The sequence below is a fragment of the Ureibacillus sp. FSL K6-0786 genome, assembly GCF_037965165.1.
Lineage (GTDB): Bacteria > Bacillota > Bacilli > Bacillales_A > Planococcaceae > Ureibacillus > Ureibacillus thermosphaericus.
In genome coordinates this window covers 2,001,900-2,022,931 of the sequence record NZ_CP150191.1, presented here as the reverse complement: position 1 = coordinate 2,022,931, position 21,032 = coordinate 2,001,900, and the positions used below count along the sequence as shown (strand labels likewise).

Here is a 21,032-nt window from a genome sequence, read left to right as displayed (position 1 = left end):
AAGAAAAAATCTTAGCACATAAATTAATAGTTTCTTTCTTCATTATTCATCTGTTCAACAAGCTTCCAACATAACGCAATAATTCATTGGCTGAAGTGGAATTATAACCATATTCATCAATTAACCTAGCAATCACTTCATTGATTTTTTTCAATTGTGCCTCATCAGGAGTTTTTGTAGATGTTGTAATTTTTACTACATCTTTCAAATCAGCAAATAGTTTCTTTTGAATTGCTTCCCTTAATCTCTCATGAGAATTGTAATCGAATTTTTTTCCTTTTCGTGCATAAGCAGAAAGTCGAATGAGAATCTCTTCTCGGAATGCTTTTTTCGCATTTTCTGAAATACCGATCTGTTCTTCAATAGAACGCATTAATTTTTCATCTGGCGGCATTTCTTCTCCTGTTAACGGATCTTTAATTTTATTTTTATTGCAATAGGCTTCCACATTATCTAAATAGTTGTTTAATAATGTTTTTGCTGATTCTTCATAAGAATAAACAAAGGCTTTTTGTACCTCGTTTTTCGCGATTTCATCATACTCCCGTCTTGCGATAGCAATATAGTTCATGTATTTTTCCTTATCTTCTGGCGTAATAGAAGGATGTTGATCTAGTCCATCTTTTAATGATCTTAAAACGTCTAATGCATTAATGGATGGTACTTCCTTGCGAATAATAGCTGATGATATACGGTTAATGACATAACGAGGATCTATGCCTTTCATTCCCTCATTAGGATATTCTTTTTTTAATTCCTCTACATCAACTGAATTAAACCCTTCAACAGTTTCTCCATCATACAACCGCATTTTCTTTACAATATCGATGCCTTGTTTTTTCGGCACTTCAAGTCTCGTTAAAACCGAGAAGATAGCAGCAGCTCTTAACGCATGTGGTGCTATGTGTACATGAGCCATGTCGCTTTCCTTAATCATTTTTTCATAGATTCGCTCTTCTTCACTCACTTTTAAGTTATACGGAATTGGCATCACAATAATTCTTGAATGAAGAGCTTCATTCTTTTTATTTGCAATGAATGAACGATATTCCGTTTCGTTCGTGTGAGCAACAATCAATTCATCTGCGCTGATTAACGCAAACCGGCCAGCTTTGAAGTTTCCTTCTTGAGATAATGATAATAAGTGCCATAGAAACTTCTCATCGAGTTTCAACATTTCTTGAAACTCCATAATTCCTCGGTTTGCTTTGTTTAGTTCTCCGTCAAATCGATATGCACGTGGATCGGATTCCGAACCGTATTCAGCAATTGTTGAAAAATCGATGCTACCTGTTAGATCAGCGATGTCTTGTGACTTTGGATCGGATGGAGTAAACGTTCCAATTCCTACACGTTTATCTTCTGAGAAGAAGATTCGCTCCACCATTACATCTTCAATGCGGCCACCATATTCTTGTTCCAAACGTAATTGATTTAATGGCGATAAACTTCCTTCAATACGTATACCGTATTCTTTATAAAAATCTTCTCGCAAGTGATGAGGGATTAAATGCAGTGGATCTTCATGCATAGGACAACCCTTAATTGCATATACCGCTCCTTCATCGGTGCGAGTATATTTTTCCAATCCGCGTTTTAACAAAGTAACAATTGTTGATTTACCACCGCTGACAGGGCCCATTAAAAGCAAAATCCGTTTTCGAACGTCAAGTCTTTTAGCAGCCGGATGGAAATATTCTTCCACTAAACGTTCAATTGTTGATTCTAATCCAAAGATTTCATTGCTAAAAAACTTATAGATTTTTTGTCCATTTTTTTCCTCAATCCCTGCACTTTTTATCATATTGTAAACTCTGGAATGAGCAGTTTGTGCAACTTCTGGGCGTTTTTTCACTATTTCTAAATACTCAGCAAAGGTACCTTCCCACTTCAGCTTTTCTTCTTCTTCTCTGTACTCTTTCACTTTCTTTAAAATGTCGATAGCGCCTTCCCTCCATTCAGGGCTAATTTATAACATAGTATGATTACGTTTTGTTTATGATACCACTGATTTTTAATTAGCTAGTTTTGTAAACGAACATAATGAGATAGAAAAAAGCTCTCCTAAGAGCACTACTGCTTTAGGAAAGCTTTTGAAGATTGTTCAATAATCATGTTATGTTGTTGCATTATAAATATGAATAAATTTTATTATCCGCCATAATAGAAACCTGTTTCTTTCATTGTTAGCGGATCTCCTTCACGGTGTACACCAGCATTAATCACTTCACCAACGTAAATATAGTGGTCACCTTTTTCAATCTTGTCCACCACTTTACATTCAAAAAAGCTTAATGCATCTTTAAAGATTGGACACCCTGTTTCTTCAGTGTAAAATTCGTAACCCGCTAGTTTATTGCCTTCAGGTTGTAATGATTTAAAGAAAGCCGTTACCATATCTTTCTGACCAGTTTCTAAAATATTTACACTAAATACCCCACTTTCAGCAATTTGTTTTTGAGAGCGTGTACCTTCTTTGGCAGCGATGGCAACGAGAGGAGGTTCAAAAGAAGTTTGTGTTAAAAAGTTTCCTGCGAAGCCGTTAACTCCTGAGTCATCGTTCGTTCCAATAATATACAGTCCATATGTGATGCCTCTTAGCGCAGTTCTTTTTGCTTTTGGATCCATTCCAACCCCTCCTATGATTCTTTTTTCTAATTCAAATTATACAAACATTAGCAATATTTTTTCCACATTTCAGAACATATTTGTTCAGAATACTAATGAAACTAACTTCAATTTTTTAAAACAATAAAAGGAAATAAATAAGAAAAAAGCCGTCTAGTTTTTAACTTTTCTAGACAGCCCCACAAAACTACTTTTTACTTTTTCTTATATATAAGATTCCTAATGTGTTTGGTCCGCAGTGAGTTGAAATGGTACAACCGGCCGTTGTCTCAATAATCTCTTCAAATGATGCATATTGTTCAATTGCCTCTCTTACTTTTTGAACCGTTTCGGGTGAACAATAGGAATGAGTAATAAACACTCTTGAATAATCGATGTCATCATTATTTTCAAAACGGTCTTTTACATAATTAACGATACAGCGATCGAAGTTCCCACGATATTTTTTTCCAACAATCATTTTACCATCTACAACTTCAATGGAAGGTTTAATTCTTAACAATGTAGCACCGAAAGCTTCAATTCCGGAACAGCGTCCGCCTTTTCGTAAGTATTCCATCGTATCAATCACAAAACTTGCATCTACCTTAGGAATAATCTCTTCTAAATGTTTTATGATTTCTTCTGGTTGTGCTCCCTTTTTTGCCAAAAGTGCCGCTTCGTAGACAACATGCCCACTTCCAGTAGAAAGGTTGCTTGAATCTACAACGAACACATTATCAAATTGTTCCGATGCAATTTTGGCATTTTGATAGCAAGAGGAAAAACCAGAACCTAAACTAATATGTATCACAGCATCGTAATGCGGTGATAGCTCCTTGAATAAATTTTCATATTCAAATACATTTACCGCAGCCGTTTTACAAGTTTTTCCTTCTTCACTTACATAACGAAAGATATCTTTTGGCGTAATATCAATTCCATCGCGAAAATCTTCCTCGTTAATTAACACATGTAATGGCATTAATGAAATATCTAACTGCTCAATAATTTCAGGAGATAAATCGCAAGTGCTATCGGCTGTTATTTTAATCATACGGCTCACCTCTATTTTCATAATCCCAACAAAATTTCTTCAATTATAACATAATTCTATATTAGAAAAATAATCATTGAGAAATGATCATCAACATTCCGCTGAACTCTTCTTTGTTCTTTATCTGTTCGAAAAGTTTTGAAATATCTTTGAACTCCTTTCTAATGCCTTTTATTTTATGTTTTTTGGAAGTACAATCTCAATAAAGAAATGAATTAAAGCTTTAGCTGATGAATGGCTCAACTATCCCGCTTAGTTGCTCATGTTTTTAAACATGTTCAAAATATTCACAACCCCTTTCTTATCTATAAGGTGCGAGAATAACCCTCGCATCTCTTTTTTTCTAGCTTTTATAACCCTTAATAAGAATTCCTTTTGCCAAATAATTTGATAAACTAAATGAAATGATTTCGTTTGTAAGAAGTTAATGAAAGAGGGATGGTTGTGAGTATAAAGAAGGTATCAATTATCGGTTTAGGTGCATTAGGCATTATGTATGGTCAACATTTTTCTCAAAAACTTCCGAAAGAAAATGTACGAATCATAGCCGATAAAAAACGTATTGAAAAATATCAAACTGAAGGGGTATTTTGCAACGGAGAACGATGTGAATTCCACTTTGTAACACCTGATGAGCATGTAGAACCTGCAGATTTACTTATTTTTACTGTTAAGTTTAACGGTTTAGAAGAAGCCATTCAATCTGTTAAGCACCATGTAGGTGAACATACGATAATCATTTCGGCATTAAATGGCATCATCAGCGAAGAAATGATTGGACAAGTTTACGGCTTTGAAAAAGTACTTTATTGTGTCGCTCAAGGAATGGATGCAGTAAAAATTGATAACAAATTAACATTTGAACATAAAGGAATGCTCGTCTTTGGTGATAGAAAACCAGGAATCCTTAGTGAAAAAACAAAAAGATTAAGCGAATTTTTCAAATCTGTTGAACTTCCACATCAAGTGGATACAAACATGACCCATCGAATTTGGGGCAAATTCATGCTAAACGTTGGAGTCAATCAAACGGTTGCCGTTTACAATAGCAATTATGGGGAAGTACAAAATGAAGGTGAAGCAAGAAATACGATGATTGCTGCTATGCGAGAAGTTATTGCTATTTCAGATAAAGCTGGTGTTCCATTGACAGAAGATGATTTAAATTACTGGCTTGATGTATTAGATACTCTCAGTCCAGAAGGAAAACCATCAATGGCACAAGATGTCGATGCAAAACGACTAAGCGAAGTTGAATTGTTTGCTGGAACTGTATTAAAACTTGGCAAAAAGTACGGAATTGATACACCGGTAAATAAAATGCTGTATGAAAAGATTAAAGAAATTGAATCTGAATACGTTTATTGATTAGAAATATTCGTGTTATAAGAGAGAGGACTGTGCAAAAGTTGATGACAGTCCTCTCTTTATCATTTCTCATTTGAAATAAGGCTTAGCTATAACACTTTCGATTCATGGAAACTGATAATAGCCAAAATCAATCACTTAATAGTCAAACTAAATTGGATTATAGTCAAATGTGTGAACTTAATTGCCAATCGATTAAATTTCGATTTAGGGAAAACCGATATTAGCCAAAATCGATCACTTAATAGTCAAACTAAAATGGATAATAGTCAAATGTGCGAACTTAATTGCCAATCGTTTCAATTTCGATTCGAGAAAGACCGATATTAGCCAAAATCGATCACTTAATAGTCAAGCTAAAAAAGATATTAGTCAAAGTTTGCAAAATAATAGCCAATATGGATAGTTATTATTAGACTATGATTTGCCCATTACCTTCCGCTTCCCATTTCGCTACTTCTTCACGTACAATTGGTGCAACTTCTTTCCCTAACAATTCGATGCATCTCATCACATCTTCATGAGCCATTGAACCAACTGGGCAGTGGAGCATAAAGCGAGTAACTCCAACATTTTTACGCAAGAAAATAATTTTATCTGCTACCGTTTTTACATCGCCACAGTACAATGCTCCTTCTAAACTTCTAGCATAATCAAATGTCGCTTGCGTATATGGTCCCCATCCTCGTTCTCTACCTAAAACATTCATTGCGTATTGGGTTGGAGGGAAGAACTTTTCAACCGCCTCTTCTGTCGTTTCCGCAACAAATCCATGGGAGTGAGATGCTACTTTTAGTTTGGAAATATCATGTCCTGCTTCTTTTGCTGCACGATAATATAACTTCACTAAAGGAGCAAATTGTAATGGACTGCCGCCGATAATCGCTAAACATAAAGGTAAGCCTAACGCACCTGCTCGAGCTACCGATTGAGGCGTTCCACCACTAGCAATCCAAATCGGAACTTCATTTTCTGGTCTTGGGTATACTCCTCGACCATTAATACTTGGACGATGTTTACCGTTCCAATGAATGATTTCTTGTTTCTGTATTTGTAGTAATAAATCTAACTTTTCCTCGAATAATTCATCATAATCCTGTAAGTCATAACCAAATAACGGAAAAGATTCTATGAAAGAACCCCGGCCTGCCATAATTTCTGCACGCCCGTTCGAAATTGCATCCAATGTAGCAAATTGCTGATACACTCTCACTGGATCATCTGAAGATAATACAGTTACTGCGCTCGTTAATTTAATATTTTTTGTTTTCGTTGCGGCCGCAGCAAGCAATACAGCAGGTGATGAACAAGCATAATCTTTTCGATGATGCTCACCTACTCCATAAACATCTAATCCCACTTCATCAGCTAGTTGAATTTCTTCTACAACTTCTCGAAGTCGCTCCGCATGACTTATCACTTTTCCCGTTCTTACATCTGGCGTCGTTTCTACAAATGTCGTTAACCCTATTTCCATCCTCATTCCCTCCACATACAAAACATATTATCTCGAAATTGAAATATTTTTCTTTGTAATCATACACAAATATTAGGATGATTATCAAATATTCTGTTTTTAATTCTCATCCTTTTTTAGAATATATTCAGCTCCAAAAGTTAAAAATAATATAAAAAACAAGGAATGAATGTAGATGAAAGAAAGAAAATTTGAAAGCAAAGTAATTGAATTTTTAATGATTTTGATGTTCAGTTTTGGTATTGTTATCACATTATTCAGTTTGATTTCTATTGAACTAAATGTATATGATATTAAATTGTATTTCATGATTTTCATTACTTTGGTGATATTCTACAAGCCTTTTAGAACTTCAAGTTTTCGTTTTATTTTTTATTTAATTAATCGTACATTGCATTTAATAAAAACCGTTCACACTGACAACGATCTTTTACAGAAAGAACTTATACAATTGAATAATTTGCCAGAAACGGAGTACATCCATCTATTAAAAAAACTTTTTGAAAAACATCGTTACGTAGCACTTATTACAAAGGACATTGAAACTTTCAATGTGGATCTTATTTTATGGAAAGGTACGAGAAAATATATAGTACAGATTATAAAAGGGGCAAATGCAGTTGACATCCGAAAGGTTCAACAAGTTGCTGTCAATATAAAAACATACAGTGCAGATGGCGCAATGATTATTACAAATCAATCTTTTACACCATCTGCCAAAAAGTTTTCTTCCTTAAACCATATACTTTTAATTGATCACGATGAATTAATAAATATGATGCAGGATGAAAATAAAAAGTTCGTTTTCCAAACCGCATTATATTTATCACAACATAAATAATAATAAGAATTCGCTAGCTAAATTGAAAGGAGCTAGCGAATTTTGCATTCATAAAAAATATTTCAATCATCTACTTCTAATGTTCTTTTTTTACTCGATTCATTAAATACTCAACAAACACTTCATCACGTACTAGATAGGCTTCATACATCCTCTTTAAATATTTTTCTGCTTCTTCAAAACTTGCAAAAGTTGTTTCTATTAATTGTTCTGATTTTTCAATCATCCAAACGCCATCTTTTTGTAATATAAAATAATTGTTATCATCGGCATCAGCATACATCGTACCAAAAGAAGATTCCTTTACATTATACCGATTATATTTCGCATCTTGAGGCATTGGATCAAGCTGAAAAGTATTTTGTACAAATATTTGATATGTTTCCTCTGTTAAGTTACAACCCGCTGCCTTTTGATGTCCTCCTCCGCCATACACTGCTGCGATTTCCGAAACATCCACATGGTCATGAATAGTGCGGAAAGAAATTTTTTTACTTCCCATATTCAATATAGCGATATAGTCAAGATGAGGATGTTCTTTACTTAATTCGTTTCCTAATTCTGAATGATAAGATTCCGCATACACAACTCCAGCAAAATACTCATCATTTTTTATTTGCACTACCTCTCTTTTTTTGCGACGAATATATCGTTCTATCCGATCTTCTTCCATATTCAACAGCTTTTTTTCAAATTCATCAAAATCGAAGTGTTCAGAAGAAGTTAGTCTGTCAATCATCGTTTCTTCAAATTCATCGATGGACACTAAGAAAAACAATGAATTTAAGAAATGGGCTTTATGATTATCGTTTTTTTCCCACTCCCAAGTATCATATTGTCTTACGAGCTTCACAAATTCATCAATTGCCTCTGTTGGCTTTAATAACTCGTTTGCAACTAAAAACTGATAAAATAATGAAGTTGCACTTTCTAGCTTCCCTTCCTCATTTTCGACTAATACCGTTCCCCAATCATATTCATTAAAATGCAACGCTGTTTTATGATGATCAATAAGTTGAATATTTTTATATTGTTTAAAATGTGCATTTAATCTTTTTTCATTTTCTTCACTAGGTGATAAATCTGTAATAAATAAAAAAGTATCAGGCAAATCATTTTCTAAAAAGTATTCAATTTCCCGTTCAAGTGAAGCAATTGAATTATATCGGACTTTTACATCTTGTCCAAAGGCAAGTTTCGCTAAAATGCCACATCCAACCCCATCTAAATCATTGTGGGACAGCAATTTATACATTCTATTTCACCTCAGAAAGTAGTATGGATGCTTTTTATAAAAATAACAGCATTATTATTGCAAAGAAGTTAGAATTCCTTTTAAATTTTCAATTTAACAAAATTTTCGATTGAAAATTCAAAATTTTTCTGCATATTGTATAAAATTCAATCATAAATGATATTTAAATACTTAATTGTTATTGCTTTTCCAAATAAAAGGAGCTACAATTATATACAATTATCCATCGACTTATTTCAATATTGCTTTGAAGTAAGGATAGAGGCGCAAAAACCAAGAGTACACAGTTTGAGGATAATGAGGTCCAATGATAATTGTGGAAAGGGGGATTTGCCGAAGTCTCTAGAAACTCATTTTTCTAGGGGCTGGTTCTGCATTGAATAAGTGTAGGACTGTCATATAGGAAACTATATGGAGGGCTATCTTACGCAAAAAATCTTCCTTTTTGCAACAACGAGGCTCTTCGTTGTTGCTTTTTGCGTTTATAAAGAAATTGCCCTTCTCCATTAAAAAACATTGAAAAGGATGTGGAGAAGAATGAATTTCGGAAGAGTATTAACAGCAATGGTAACGCCATTTGACAAAAATGGTGACGTAGATTTTGAGGCTACGGAAATTCTAATTCAACATTTAATTGCAAACGGTACAGACGGATTAGTGGTATGTGGTACAACTGGAGAATCTCCTACTTTAACAGATGAAGAAAAAGTAGAACTGTTTAAATTTACTGTGAAGACTGTAAATGGTAGAGTTCCTGTAATTGCAGGTACGGGCTCTTATAATACGAGAGCTTCCATTGAGCTTACTAAAAAAGCAGAAGATGCCGGGGTGGATGGCATCATGCTTGTAACTCCATACTACAATAAGCCAAACCAAGAAGGAATGTATGAACACTTTAAAGCAATTGCACAAAATACAAAACTGCCAATTATACTCTATAACATTCCTGGCCGTAGTGTCGTCAATTTATCCGTTGATACGGTAGTTCGTCTTGCGAAAATACCGAATATTGTTGCAATTAAAGAGGCAAGTGGAAATTTAGATGCAATGGCACAAATTATCGAAAACACGCCAAATCATTTCTCACTATATAGCGGGGATGATAGCTTAACATTACCAACATTAGCAATTGGTGGTACAGGAGTAATTTCCGTTGCTTCTCATATTATCGGCAATGAAATGCAATCTATGATTAAAAATTTCTTCATTGGAAATATTCAAGAAGCTGCAAAAGAACATCGAAACCTGTTACCAATTATGAAAGCGATGTTCATTGCACCAAATCCTGCTCCTGTTAAGGCAGCATTAAATATGAAAGGCATAACAGTTGGTGGTGTTCGTCTTCCACTAGTGCCATTAAACGAAGAGCAACAAAAAATGCTAGATTATTTATTAAGAAATACACAATTACAATTGATTTCATAAATATTCTCCTGCCATGAAAATGGCAGGTTTTTATTTTGATAAATAATACTTGGTGGAAAAGTAAATAAAATATTCGATAGGAAAATGAATAGTGATATAATAGCATTTGTGAATTTTAGGCATTTAACTAAATTCATAAGTGCTTATTTTTTTTATCTTCAATATGTCACAATTCAACTTTGTTGGAGGATATGATTTTGCTCAATTTACTATTAGCCATTTTAATATTTATCATCACGCTCATACTCGTAATTCGCCAACCAAAAAATATCAATATCGGTTGGTCAGCCTGCTGTGGCGCAATAGTTGCATTGATTGTTGGAGTAGTGGATATTAATGACGTCTTTGAAGTTGTAAACATTACTTGGAATGCGACATTATTATTTATTGCGATTATAATCATTTCCTTAATATTGGATCAAATTGGTTTATTTGAATGGTCTGCACTGCACATGGCTCGCATAGCAAAAGGGAACGGTATTAGAATGTTCATTTACGTTACAGTTCTTGGAGCTTTTGTTTCAGCCTTCTTTTCAAATGATGGTGCAGCATTAATTTTGACCCCTATTGTTCTTGCAATGGTTCGAAATTTAAATTTTAATGAGAAAATGATTTTCCCTTTTATTATGGCTAGTGGTTTTATAGCTGACACTACTTCCCTCCCTTTTTTAATAAGTAACTTAGTAAACGTAATCGCAGCAGATTTTTTTGGAATCAGCTTTATGGAATACTCTTTACGAATGATTATTCCTAATTTCTTTTCATTAATAGCAACCATTATCGTTCTATTTTTATACTTCCAGAAATCTATTCCATCAAAGTATGATGTAATGATGCTAAAAAACCCACGGGAAGTCATACGGGATGAAAAGATGTTTAAATTAGCGTGGCCGGTAATGGCAATTTTATTAACCGGTTATTTTTCAGCTGAATGGATTCATGTACCCGTTAGTATTATTGGTTGGATTATGGCGATATTCTTATTGGCGATGGCTCGAAAAAGTTCAGCAGTCAATACAAAAGCCGTAATAAAAGGAGCGCCATGGAATATTGTATTTTTCTCCATCGGTATGTATTTAGTCGTTTATGGATTAGGAAATGCAGGTTTCACGAAAGGACTAGCCTATGTTATTGAATGGACAGTGCAAGGAGGATTATTCACTACTACGATTGGAATGGGGTATATTGCAGCCTTCTTATCTTCAGTTATGAATAATTTACCTACAATTATGATTGACTCATTAGCAATAGCGGAAACTTCCACGTCAGGTGTAATTCGCGATTCTTTAATTTATGCCAATGTAATCGGCTCAGATTTAGGTCCCAAAATTACACCAATTGGTTCACTTGCTACGCTTGTGTGGCTACATGTACTCTCAAACAAGGGGATTAAAATTTCTTGGGGAGCTTATTTTAAAATGGGGATTATCCTGACACTTCCAATACTATTCTTCACATTAGTTGGTTTATATTTGACGTTATTATTATTTTGATTCTTTATTTTTATATGAGTAAAATTTAATTATAATGGTTACAATAATAACACACCTAAGAACATTTGAACTTAGGTGTGTTTATTATTGCCAATTATTCTGAGTTTCCTTTCAATTGTTGTTGAGCCATTTGCACAAGACGTTTCGTAATTTCTCCACCAACTGAACCATTAGCTCGGGAAGAAGTATCTGGTGAAAGGTTTACGCCAAACTCTTGTGCAATCTCATATTTCATTTGATTCAATGCAGCTTCTGCCCCTGGGAATACTAGTTTGTTAGAACTACGATTTGTCATGTTGTTCACCTCCTTGTGCCATTAGAATGCTCAAGCTATAGCTTTTAATACTTTAGAAATGTAGGGAACATTGAGATTCACTGGAAAAAACAGATTATTTAAGTTGTAACATTATTACAATAGTGTCATATATTCTAATTTTTTCCTCCTAATCAGTATGTTAATATGTTAGTTAGTTAACGTTAACTTTAGGAGGAGCATTTCATGTATAAAATACGAGGGCATCATTTATTTTGCCTTGTTGGCTTTAGAGGTATGGGATATTCTAAAGAATTTGCGGAAAATATGAAGCGCATTCACCAAGAACTTAGGAAAAACCCCAAGACCTTAATTCACATCATCGAGGGCATCGATCAAATTTGCGAAAAATACCCAAACTGCGGAAAATATCATTGTCAAGATGAAAACATCTACATAAGAGATAAACAAATTTTGGAAAAGTTAGGGATACAGATTGGTCAAACTCTCACTTGGGAAGAAATTGAGTCTCGCATACAAAAATTCGCAACTCCTGAAGATATAGATATTCTTTGTGAAAGTTGTACATGGCGTTCCTATGGTGTATGTAAAGCAGGCATCCAAAGAATCTTAAATGGCGAAGGTTTATGGGAAGTAAATAAATAACCATTTATAAAAATCTCCTGGTGAGGAGATTTTTTATTTTATCTAAATATAAATACTATTTACATTTTTCCGAAATAACAAATTTCTTTGGATTTTAAAAATTCGTGCTAAACTATATCTATCTTAAATGTCCTTTTGGTGTAAACATTTGTATTCATAAGCAAGATTTTAATCTTTGGAGGTTTTTATGAAAAAACTATTTCATACATGGAGTCAAATTAGCTTAGTCAAACGAATTTTAATCGGTTTAATTTTAGGTATTCTTCTAGCTATTACAATACCTGATACTTTCAGTTGGGTATCCATTTTCGGAAACTTGTTTGTCGGTGCATTAAAAGCCGTGGCACCAGTACTCGTATTGGTATTGGTTATTCAAGCAATCGCAAACCATCGAAGCGGAACAAAAACCAATATGAAAATGATTTTAATTCTTTATGCTATCGGTACTTTTTCCGCTGGTGCAATCGGTGTCATTGCCAGCTTCATTTTCCCAACGACACTGACATTAAAAATGAGTGCTGAAGATGTGTCTCCTCCAGAAGGTATTGCAGAAGTTTTTGAAACGTTGCTTTTTAATGTTGTTAGTAATCCGGTAAATGCTCTTATGAATGCAAATTACATTGGCATATTGGCTTGGGCTGTTCTTCTAGGAATTGCGCTTAAGAAAGCAGCAGACTCAACAAAAACCATGATTGACAATCTTTCAGAAGCAATTTCAACAATTGTGAAATGGGTAATTGAATTTGCACCTATTGGTATTATGGGGCTTGTCTTTGATGCGATAGCAACAAGTGGTCTTTCCACATTAGTTGAATACGGAAAATTGCTAATCGTTCTTCTAGGCTGCATGTTCTTTGTTGCGTTAGTTATAAACCCGCTCATCACATTTATTTTTACAAAGCAAAATCCATATCCGCTTGTATGGATGACATTAAAAGAAAGTGCAATTTTTGCGTTCTTTACACGTAGTTCTGCTGCAAACATTCCAGTCAATTTGGCATTATGTGAAAAATTAGGTTTAAATAAAGATACTTATTCTGTATCTATTCCATTAGGTGCCACAATTAATATGGCGGGAGCTGCAATTACAATCTCTGTATTAACGCTTGCAGCAAGCCATACACTAGGAATTGAAGTAGATGTAATGACCGCTATCATATTAGTAGTACTTTCTGCACTTTCTGCTGCAGGAGCTTCTGGTGTCGCTGGAGGATCATTGCTTTTAATTCCTGTCGCTTGTAGTCTTTTTGGAATTTCCAATGATATTGCTATGCAAGTTGTAGCTGTTGGATTCATTATTGGCGTATTACAAGATTCTTGTGAAACTGCATTAAATTCATCATCCGACGTATTATTTACAGCAACAGCTGAATGGGCAAAAGAGCGTAAATCAAATTAATAATAGAATATGTATAAATTATTAAGGCACTGCTCTCATTTCTTATTACAGAGCAGTGCCTTTAATCAAATTCGTCTATATCACCATATAATTCAACATGTTTTTCCAATTCCTAAGTTGCCTCCCTAAGTAATCTTTTATTATTTTCCAATATCTTAATGACTTGTTGAAGGATTTTTTCTTCTACCATAGGGGTCGAATTAATTTCCTTCCTTATGATTTTGTTTAATTCTAAAATGGTACTAACTTCGAGACGATGCTTTTCAGCTAACTGAAATGCCCGCTCTAACTGACCGGTTATCATCAGCATTCCTCCTATTTTCGTTTTAATTATATTTTATGATGTTTTTTTATTTTTTTCACCTGTAATTAAAAGAATTTTCTTTAATATGAATAAATTATATCAAATTTGTTATAACCATTTAACTCCATTTACCAAATAGTTACAGAAAAGCTGAATACATCTCATAAATTGTAAGAAAATTGAATATAGAAATAGAGTAAATTCGTTTTATAAAGGGGGCCTTTCTTTGTATCGAAAACTAATTGGAATTACATTAACCCCATTGCTCTTCTTTGGTGCTCACTCAATTGGTGGAGGTGCAGCAGCCCATGCAAATGAAGAAATTATCCCTGGAGCACATTCTGTAAAAGTTACTTATTTTGATGGACAAGATGATCGTTGGCTCACAACATTGAATCCTGAACAACTTGAAAAAGCTAACCTTTATGGCAACAATATAATAGCTCCCATTTATTGGGGTGACCCAGAAAAGGAAACAGGTTGGTTTCAAATGTATAAACCTGCAAAAATAACAGGCACTCAAGTAACCGGTGCATTTGATGATGCACAATTTGTCATTCGAGTACCTGACCAGTGGAATGGCAAATTAGTCGTTTCAGGCATTCCAGCAACAAGAAATGAAACCTCAACAGATCTTTTATTTAGCGATTTTGTTCTTGAAAAAGGGTATGCTTTTGCAGCGATTGATAAAGGAACTCAAGGCACTGAAGTCGAAGGTGATCCATTGGCAAAAGTGAAAAATGCTTTAGTTGATGAAGATGATTCTGTTCGAGAATGGCATCTTCGTTTTAGACAAATTACTAAAGCTTCACATCAATATTTGATAAACAATTTTAGCGACCGACTTATTAACCCGAATGATGCTTCAAATCCTGCAAGCAAATTAATTCGGCCAGATCATAAAGTGCCGACATATGCCATTGGAATCTCAAATGGAGGTTATGTTGTTCGTTTCGCATTGGAAAATGATAACCCTGAAAAAACCGGAGAACCGCGACTTTTCGATGGCGGTGTAGACTGGGAAGGTGTTCTTTGGACAGAAAAAGCCCCTAATCTCATAAGTTCGTTAGTTTCTGTTGTCAACCATGCAGAAGAAGCCCTTTATGGTAGCGGAAAAGCAAAGGAACAAGCGATAAAAGAATTATTTAAAGCAGGCGTTCCAAAAGGATCTGAAAAATTATGGGTTTATCATGACCAAATATATTGGTTTGTCACGTTAAACATTTATCGTGACCATTTTGATCCAACTGCACCTAATCGGATAGAATGGCCAAATTACTTAAGATTTGATGAGAACGGCTTACGTGATCGATCCTTTGACCATATTTTCAAAAACTATCAGTATAATCAAAGACGAAAATTAATCAAAGATAATATAAAAGAAATCGAAAATACAGGTAAGATTGAAGTCCCGTTAATCAGTATTACAGGATCATTAGATACGCTTATATTCCCAGAAATTCATGCAAAAGGATATGAAAAATTAGTGAAACGAGCGAAAAGAGAACATTTACATCGATTATATATTATAGAAAATGGTAATCATGTAGATGGACTCGTTTGGAATCCAGCAACAGATCCAGACAAAGAACTTCAACCATTGTTGCCGTATGCGCATCAAGCATTTAATTTGTTGGTGGATTGGGTAGAACAAAATATCCAACCACCAGAAAGCAAGACGATTCCTGCTCCTCTTCATAATGAAAAAGTTATCGATATCAAAACAGGTAATGAAATTGAACCGTGCATAAAATAAGAGACCCAAATGATTGGGTCTTTTTTGTACTATTGGAAAAGCACATTTATGTCCTAATAGTGAATAAACTGTACTAATTCAATAACAACTTAAGAAAGGTAAGATCTCTATGGAGAGCGATCGAATAACAGACGGAACCTTTCAAAATTTGAGTCAAAAGAACATGACTTTCGAGCAAGTTTTCGACGCAATTGTACAGTTTATGAGAAAAGAACCAACCGGTAATTTTGTTTTAATGTTTGGAACAGATTCACAAGTATTTAGTAAAGAAACAAAATTTATTACCGGAATTGTCATTCAGCAAAAAGGAAAGGGCGTTTGGGCATGTTTTCGAAAAGTCATTGTCCCAAGGAGAATGACAAACTTACATGAACGTATTTCTTACGAAACCTCTTTAACCGAAGAAGTCGTTTCTTTATTTACAGAAGAAAAAATAGAGCAGTTAATAAATATCGTATTACCTTATGTATATAAAGGAGCTAGCTTCACCATTGAAGGACATATCGATATTGGAAGCGGAAATCGAAACAAAACAAGCGTCTTTGTCAATGAAATGATTGCGAGAATGAACTCCCTTGGAATTGAAGCAAAGATTAAACCAGACTCCTTTGTTGCAAGCACCTATGCGAATCGTTTTACAAAGAAATAACCATACAATGTATTCCTTGAATCATTCTATTATGAATATGATAAAATTGGAAAAAACACATGTGGAGGAATAGATATGTTACAAAATTTCGATGAACTCTTAAGAAAATATGCAAAACTATTAGTGTCAAAAGGAATAAATGTTCAATCTGGTGATTGGGTGAAAATAACAATTTCCGTTGAGCAAGCTCAACTCGCTCGACTTATTACAGAAGAGGCTTACGAATTAGGTGCTGAAAAAGTGATTATCAAATGGAATGATGATGAAATTACTAAATTACATTATCTTCATCAGCCTACAGAAGTACTAACGGACATTCCTCCATATGAAATTGAGGAATCAGAAGACCATGTGTTAAATAAGCGCGTTTCGAGACTTGCCATCCTTTCTAGCGATCCAAGTTTACTTGATTCAGCGGATCCAGCAAAAGTAGCTGCATTCCAAAAAGCAGCTAGTCAAGCCTTCCAAGTTCAACGAAAAGCAACACAAAATAACGATTTGAAATGGACCGTTGCAGCAGCAGCTGGCAGCGCTTGGGCAAATAAAATGTTCCCTCACTTAGAAACTACTGAAGCACAAGTCGATGCTTTATGGAATCAAATTTTTAAAACTTGCCGGGTATATGAGGACGATCCAATTGCTGCATGGGACAAACATATAAGTTTATTAAATGAAAAAGCAACAAAATTAAATGAATACCAATTTGAAGCCCTGCATTTCAAGGCGCCAGGAACTGATTTTAAATTAGGGTTGCCAAAAAATCACATCTGGACAAGTGCAGAAAGTTATAATCCAAAAGGTGAGCAATTTATTGCCAACATGCCAACGGAAGAACTTTTCACAGCACCCGATACTCGCCGCATGGACGGAGTCGTTCGCAGCACGAAACCTTTAAGTTATGCAGGACAATTAATTGAAGGCATTGTAGCTCATTTTAAAGACGGAAAGATTGTGGATATTTCCGCAGAAAAAGGCGATGAAGTTATTAAAAAACTTGTATTTGAAAATGAAGGAGCTACCGGCTTGGGAGAAGTTGCACTTGTACCTGATCCTTCTCCAATTTCCCAATCGGGCGTAACATTCTTCAATACATTATTTGATGAAAATGCTTCAAATCACATCGCGATTGGTTCCGCCTACCCCTCTACAATAGAAGGTGGTACAAAAATGAGCGAAGAAGAATTGCGTGCCCAAGGTTTAAATATTTCAAACGTTCATGTGGACTTTATGATTGGTTCTGCAGAAATGGATATTGATGGAATAACACGAGATGGCTCCATCGTTCCTATTTTCCGCAAAGGCGATTGGGCATTCTAATACAAAAAATGAGACAGGGGAATTTGGGTTTACTCAAGTTCTCCTTTTATTTACTCCATACAATATCCATAGATTTAACTCATTATTCTTGAAATCACCTTTTTGTCAGTATATTGTTTTTATAATGCTTTTCACATTAATTTTGAATACATAGTGGAGGAAATTTAATGCAGCATTTAATCGATATTGGAGTTAATCTATTAGATAAACAATTCCAAAATGATCGAAGTGAAGTTATTGAACGTGCACTTCAAAATGGAGTAGTTCAAATGATTGTTACTGGCACTAGTTTAAGGAACAGTAAACAGGGTTTAGAAATTGCAAAAGAATATCCAAATGTGTTGTTTTCAACTGCCGGTATTCACCCCCACGATGCCAAAACTTTTACTAATAACACAATCGATGAGTTGGAACAATTAGCACAGTATGATGAAGTCGTTGCCATTGGTGAATGCGGTCTAGATTTCAATCGAATGTTTTCTCCCCAAGATATTCAAGAAGAGTGTTTTGAAGCCCATCTACATTTAGCAAGAAAACTTTCGATGCCTCTCTTTTTGCACGAACGTGATGCTCACAATCGTTTTTGCGAAATTTTTGCAAACTTTATGGATATGACCGAAAAATCGGTGGTCCATTGTTTTACAGGGAATAAAGAGCAAGTGAAAAAATACGTATCGATGGGATTCTATATAGGAATCACCGGCTGGATTTGTGATGAGCGCAGAGGGCAAGCCTTGCAAGATGCAGTAAAATACATACCACTTGACCGATTATTAATCGAAACAGACGCACCTTACCTTCTTCCTAGGAATATGGAAAATAGACCAAAAAATCGGCGAAATGAACCTTCCTTCTTGCCTCATATCGTAAATGAAATCGCTAAATTTATGGGCGTCAAACCGGAAGTGGTTGCGAAACATGCAACAGAGAATACACGTAAACTTTTCAATTTACCGGAACCTTCATTGGATATTTAGCAAATTCAAATTGATTTAACAAACATGATTGGAATAATCAGTATAATAAGCATCTGTTTTTTAACAAATTAATGAAGATAATCGAGTAGGAGGGAGCGATTAACTCCCGTCCTCTCACACCACCGTACGTACGGTTCCGTATACGGCGGTTCAATTAAGATGATTGACGCAAGTCTTTATAACTTCCGTGAATAGCTGTTCTCTTTATGCCAGTGGTCACTCCACCCTCCAAGAGGTCCCCCACGGGATTCACCGCTTCCTTCCTCAAGTGAGGTACTACGTTTTCTGTGTTCATCATGACTCACTGAATGCCAAGGGCTATTCTCTCTTAATTGTTCGGTCCTTCTTAGTAGTTCTAAACCAACTAATACTATGACCTCTGCTGACTTCTGACGGTTCAGCTACTTATCACTAAGTAGGTTATGAAGCGTACTTCACATATCCGCCAGACCTCCCCGGGTAAGAATGTAATCTTTCCTTCCATCTATCTGCTTCATTTACTCTGTACCACCTTTGGCAGAAAGGACTTTGTTTTGTTTAGCAAACTCATCCAATGATACCTAGCCTTATATGAAGTTCGTGTTCCTCAGACCGGAAGTTTGCCGCTCGCTTCCTTCAGATTCCGCGTCACCACGGACACCCTTGCGTTAAGCTAACTGTTACTTCTGCCTTCACAGTTCGGGACTTACACCCTATAGATTACACCCATGCCAGGCGCACTAAAAAAGGAGAATTTGTTTTTTGTTCAAATTCTCCTTTTTAAAAATGTAAACTTATTTTTACTATATAACCGTTTTGGAATCCGTCCATACTGGTTGACGCTTTTCAAAGAAAGCGCGAATTCCTTCTTGAGCATCTGGATGCTTACTATTTAGAGCAATTACTTCTGTAGCATAATTAAGTGCTTGGAAATCTTCCATATTAATTTGCTGATAAAATTGTCGTTTCCCAAGTTCAATGATATTTAAGCTTTGCTTCGTTACTTCTTTTGCTAATTTTTCTGTTTCGATATCTAGTAATTCAGGGGGAACCACTTTATTAACCAACCCATGTTGAAGCGCTTCTTCAGCAGAAATTAAGTTTCCTGTAAACAACATTTCCACTGCTTTTTTCCTTCCAATATTGCGGCTTAAAAATACTGCCGGGGTACTACAAAATAGTCCACTATTTATTCCGGGTGTTGCAAACTTAGCATCTTCACTAGCGATAGCCATATCACTTGCAGCAACTAATTGGCAACCAGCCGCAACCGCTGCTTTTTTTACCTTTGAAATAACAAGTTGCGGCAACTCTCGTATTGTTCGCATAACTGTTTGACATGTTTGGAAAAGTTTGAGTACTTCATTCTCTGTCATCGATTCAATCTCTCGCAAACTATGACCCGCACAAAAAACTTTGTCTGAACCTTCAAAAACTACTACTTTCACCTCACGTGCTTTGGCAATTTGCTTCAAAAGATTGTCCAATTCTTCTAATAATGCCATCGTTAAGGTGTTAAACTCCTGCATATTATCGATGGTAATATAGCCAATCTCCTCTGTTTGGCGGTATTGTAGATACCTCATTTCTCCACCCCTTTTCATTGATATCTTTATTTTGAATCTTCTGATATTTGAGGTCAAGATAAATCAGTTTACTTTTTTCTACAATTTTATTCTGTTACTTAGATTACTATATTGATTAAGCAGAGATGTCCCAGTCCTCGCCTTTTCGCCTCACCCCTTCCCCTTTATTCGTGAGTATAAATCGATTACTCCATCAATATCGACAAATGAACCCCTAATCAATTCATGAATATATTACTATTGTATGTATGCCTAATCTTACGTACGTTAGAGTTTATGTGGAGGGAGCGTATTCTATGTCAATGCCTAACATTCCAGACATCTCACCTAAGATTCGTATAGATCGTGAAGATGTCATCAACCTTTTATTAGCTTCTATTGCTTTAGAAGAAATCGGTTTAGCTCACATCATTAATGCAGAAGGTGAAAAAATTCAATTTGCAATTGAAAAGATGAACGAATCATGTTCTCATCTTCCAACTACTGCTGAATTAATCCTGAAAATTAACGACAGTGTTAATCATACTTTAATTACTGCAATCAAGAAGGAACTTTTATTAGATAATAAATTAAAACAAGTAATCGAATTACTGAAGAATAAGCATAGGTGTTATTAATTTTTC

At 35.0% G+C, this 21,032-nt stretch carries 20 protein-coding genes and 1 riboswitch; of the genes, 11 read left to right on the top strand and 9 right to left on the bottom strand.

What is annotated here, in order from left to right; all coding sequences use genetic code 11:
- Positions 1–46: 46 nt before the first annotated feature.
- The 3 genes from NSQ18_RS09915 to NSQ18_RS09905 form a co-directional block, all read right to left on the bottom strand.
- Positions 47–1,942 carry a PrkA family serine protein kinase gene (locus tag NSQ18_RS09915; RefSeq protein ID WP_026019040.1) on the bottom strand — a complete coding sequence of 632 codons (1,896 nt, stop codon included), beginning with the start codon at positions 1,940–1,942 and terminating at the stop codon, positions 47–49.
- Between the two features lie 209 nt (positions 1,943–2,151).
- Positions 2,152–2,628 (bottom strand): flavin reductase family protein, encoded by a 477-nt coding sequence (locus tag NSQ18_RS09910; RefSeq protein WP_339287910.1) that lies wholly within the window; start codon positions 2,626–2,628, stop codon positions 2,152–2,154.
- Between the two features lie 187 nt (positions 2,629–2,815).
- Positions 2,816–3,664, bottom strand: coding sequence for a DegV family protein (locus NSQ18_RS09905; RefSeq protein WP_339287908.1), 849 nt, complete (start codon positions 3,662–3,664; stop codon positions 2,816–2,818).
- A gap of 438 nt (positions 3,665–4,102) precedes the next feature.
- Here NSQ18_RS09905 and NSQ18_RS09900 point away from each other — a divergent pair, with 438 nt between their 5' ends.
- On the top strand, positions 4,103–5,032 hold the full coding sequence (locus NSQ18_RS09900; protein WP_040764519.1) for a ketopantoate reductase family protein: 930 nt from the start codon (positions 4,103–4,105) through the stop codon (positions 5,030–5,032).
- Between the two features lie 412 nt (positions 5,033–5,444).
- On the opposite strand, the gene NSQ18_RS09895 is transcribed toward NSQ18_RS09900, so the two are convergent.
- Entirely contained in the window at positions 5,445–6,509 is a 1,065-nt protein-coding gene (locus NSQ18_RS09895) for an LLM class flavin-dependent oxidoreductase (protein WP_016837932.1), read from the bottom strand.
- Between the two features lie 175 nt (positions 6,510–6,684).
- On the opposite strand from NSQ18_RS09895, the gene NSQ18_RS09890 reads away from it, so the two are divergent.
- The gene (locus NSQ18_RS09890) at positions 6,685–7,350 is read left to right on the top strand and encodes a restriction endonuclease (RefSeq protein ID WP_016837933.1); all 666 of its coding nucleotides are present in this window, start codon (positions 6,685–6,687) and stop codon (positions 7,348–7,350) included.
- A gap of 76 nt (positions 7,351–7,426) precedes the next feature.
- On the opposite strand, the gene NSQ18_RS09885 is transcribed toward NSQ18_RS09890, so the two are convergent.
- Positions 7,427–8,605 (bottom strand): hypothetical protein, encoded by a 1,179-nt coding sequence (locus NSQ18_RS09885; RefSeq protein ID WP_016837934.1) that lies wholly within the window; start codon positions 8,603–8,605, stop codon positions 7,427–7,429.
- A gap of 251 nt (positions 8,606–8,856) precedes the next feature.
- Positions 8,857–9,035: riboswitch (Lysine riboswitch) on the top strand.
- Between the two features lie 107 nt (positions 9,036–9,142).
- Here NSQ18_RS09885 and dapA point away from each other — a divergent pair.
- Both dapA and NSQ18_RS09875 read left to right on the top strand, forming a co-directional pair.
- The gene (dapA, locus tag NSQ18_RS09880; protein ID WP_016837935.1) at positions 9,143–10,030 is read left to right on the top strand and encodes a 4-hydroxy-tetrahydrodipicolinate synthase; all 888 of its coding nucleotides are present in this window, start codon (positions 9,143–9,145) and stop codon (positions 10,028–10,030) included.
- Between the two features lie 197 nt (positions 10,031–10,227).
- Entirely contained in the window at positions 10,228–11,523 is a 1,296-nt protein-coding gene (locus NSQ18_RS09875) for an arsenic transporter (RefSeq protein ID WP_016837936.1), read from the top strand.
- Positions 11,524–11,617: 94 nt separating this feature from the next.
- Here NSQ18_RS09875 and NSQ18_RS09870 read toward each other — a convergent pair whose 3' ends face one another.
- Entirely contained in the window at positions 11,618–11,818 is a 201-nt protein-coding gene (locus tag NSQ18_RS09870) for an alpha/beta-type small acid-soluble spore protein (RefSeq protein WP_016837937.1), read from the bottom strand.
- Positions 11,819–12,022: 204 nt separating this feature from the next.
- Between NSQ18_RS09870 and NSQ18_RS09865 the strand changes: the two genes are divergently transcribed.
- Positions 12,023–12,442, top strand: coding sequence for a DUF1284 domain-containing protein (locus NSQ18_RS09865; protein WP_016837938.1), 420 nt, complete (start codon positions 12,023–12,025; stop codon positions 12,440–12,442).
- Positions 12,443–12,629: 187 nt separating this feature from the next.
- On the top strand, positions 12,630–13,841 hold the full coding sequence (gene sstT / locus NSQ18_RS09860; RefSeq protein ID WP_339287900.1) for a serine/threonine transporter SstT: 1,212 nt from the start codon (positions 12,630–12,632) through the stop codon (positions 13,839–13,841).
- A 112-nt stretch (positions 13,842–13,953) separates the two neighbouring features.
- Here sstT and NSQ18_RS09855 read toward each other — a convergent pair whose 3' ends face one another.
- Positions 13,954–14,145, bottom strand: coding sequence for a hypothetical protein (locus tag NSQ18_RS09855; RefSeq protein ID WP_016837940.1), 192 nt, complete (start codon positions 14,143–14,145; stop codon positions 13,954–13,956).
- Between the two features lie 226 nt (positions 14,146–14,371).
- Here NSQ18_RS09855 and NSQ18_RS09850 point away from each other — a divergent pair, with 226 nt between their 5' ends.
- From NSQ18_RS09850 to NSQ18_RS09835, 4 genes are all read left to right on the top strand, one after another.
- On the top strand, positions 14,372–15,901 hold the full coding sequence (locus tag NSQ18_RS09850) for an alpha/beta hydrolase (RefSeq protein WP_339287899.1): 1,530 nt from the start codon (positions 14,372–14,374) through the stop codon (positions 15,899–15,901).
- A gap of 109 nt (positions 15,902–16,010) precedes the next feature.
- Complete coding sequence (locus NSQ18_RS09845; protein WP_016837942.1) at positions 16,011–16,550, top strand: ribonuclease H-like YkuK family protein; 540 nt, start codon at positions 16,011–16,013, stop codon at positions 16,548–16,550.
- 75 nt (positions 16,551–16,625) lie between these two features.
- Complete coding sequence (locus tag NSQ18_RS09840; protein WP_168412207.1) at positions 16,626–17,867, top strand: aminopeptidase; 1,242 nt, start codon at positions 16,626–16,628, stop codon at positions 17,865–17,867.
- Positions 17,868–18,034: 167 nt separating this feature from the next.
- Positions 18,035–18,844, top strand: a complete 810-nt coding sequence (locus NSQ18_RS09835) for a TatD family hydrolase (protein WP_016837944.1) — start codon at positions 18,035–18,037, stop codon at positions 18,842–18,844.
- A 154-nt stretch (positions 18,845–18,998) separates the two neighbouring features.
- On the opposite strand, the gene NSQ18_RS09830 is transcribed toward NSQ18_RS09835, so the two are convergent.
- Entirely contained in the window at positions 18,999–19,142 is a 144-nt protein-coding gene (locus NSQ18_RS09830) for a hypothetical protein (protein ID WP_172597779.1), read from the bottom strand.
- Between the two features lie 484 nt (positions 19,143–19,626).
- Positions 19,627–20,409, bottom strand: a complete 783-nt coding sequence (locus NSQ18_RS09825; protein WP_016839179.1) for an enoyl-CoA hydratase-related protein — start codon at positions 20,407–20,409, stop codon at positions 19,627–19,629.
- A 296-nt stretch (positions 20,410–20,705) separates the two neighbouring features.
- On the opposite strand from NSQ18_RS09825, the gene NSQ18_RS09820 reads away from it, so the two are divergent.
- On the top strand, positions 20,706–21,026 hold the full coding sequence (locus tag NSQ18_RS09820; protein ID WP_016839178.1) for a hypothetical protein: 321 nt from the start codon (positions 20,706–20,708) through the stop codon (positions 21,024–21,026).
- Positions 21,027–21,032: the final 6 nt, after the last annotated feature.

What these genes read in the sequence shown, in the direction of transcription:
- NSQ18_RS09910 (WP_339287910.1), bottom strand. Translation starts at nt 2,628, where the DNA reads ATGGATCCAAAAGCAAAAAGAACTGCGCTAAGAGGCATCACATATGGA.
- NSQ18_RS09905 (WP_339287908.1), bottom strand. Translation starts at nt 3,664, where the DNA reads ATGATTAAAATAACAGCCGATAGCACTTGCGATTTATCTCCTGAAATT.
- NSQ18_RS09900 (WP_040764519.1), top strand. Translation starts at nt 4,103, where the DNA reads ATGGTTGTGAGTATAAAGAAGGTATCAATTATCGGTTTAGGTGCATTA.
- NSQ18_RS09895 (WP_016837932.1), bottom strand. Translation starts at nt 6,509, where the DNA reads ATGGAAATAGGGTTAACGACATTTGTAGAAACGACGCCAGATGTAAGA.
- NSQ18_RS09890 (WP_016837933.1), top strand. Translation starts at nt 6,685, where the DNA reads ATGAAAGAAAGAAAATTTGAAAGCAAAGTAATTGAATTTTTAATGATT.
- NSQ18_RS09885 (WP_016837934.1), bottom strand. Translation starts at nt 8,605, where the DNA reads ATGTATAAATTGCTGTCCCACAATGATTTAGATGGGGTTGGATGTGGC.
- dapA (WP_016837935.1), top strand. Translation starts at nt 9,143, where the DNA reads ATGAATTTCGGAAGAGTATTAACAGCAATGGTAACGCCATTTGACAAA.
- NSQ18_RS09870 (WP_016837937.1), bottom strand. Translation starts at nt 11,818, where the DNA reads ATGACAAATCGTAGTTCTAACAAACTAGTATTCCCAGGGGCAGAAGCT.
- NSQ18_RS09865 (WP_016837938.1), top strand. Translation starts at nt 12,023, where the DNA reads ATGTATAAAATACGAGGGCATCATTTATTTTGCCTTGTTGGCTTTAGA.
- sstT (WP_339287900.1), top strand. Translation starts at nt 12,630, where the DNA reads ATGAAAAAACTATTTCATACATGGAGTCAAATTAGCTTAGTCAAACGA.
- NSQ18_RS09855 (WP_016837940.1), bottom strand. Translation starts at nt 14,145, where the DNA reads ATGATAACCGGTCAGTTAGAGCGGGCATTTCAGTTAGCTGAAAAGCAT.
- NSQ18_RS09845 (WP_016837942.1), top strand. Translation starts at nt 16,011, where the DNA reads ATGGAGAGCGATCGAATAACAGACGGAACCTTTCAAAATTTGAGTCAA.
- NSQ18_RS09840 (WP_168412207.1), top strand. Translation starts at nt 16,626, where the DNA reads ATGTTACAAAATTTCGATGAACTCTTAAGAAAATATGCAAAACTATTA.
- NSQ18_RS09835 (WP_016837944.1), top strand. Translation starts at nt 18,035, where the DNA reads ATGCAGCATTTAATCGATATTGGAGTTAATCTATTAGATAAACAATTC.
- NSQ18_RS09830 (WP_172597779.1), bottom strand. Translation starts at nt 19,142, where the DNA reads ATGATGAACACAGAAAACGTAGTACCTCACTTGAGGAAGGAAGCGGTG.
- NSQ18_RS09825 (WP_016839179.1), bottom strand. Translation starts at nt 20,409, where the DNA reads ATGAGGTATCTACAATACCGCCAAACAGAGGAGATTGGCTATATTACC.
- NSQ18_RS09820 (WP_016839178.1), top strand. Translation starts at nt 20,706, where the DNA reads ATGTCAATGCCTAACATTCCAGACATCTCACCTAAGATTCGTATAGAT.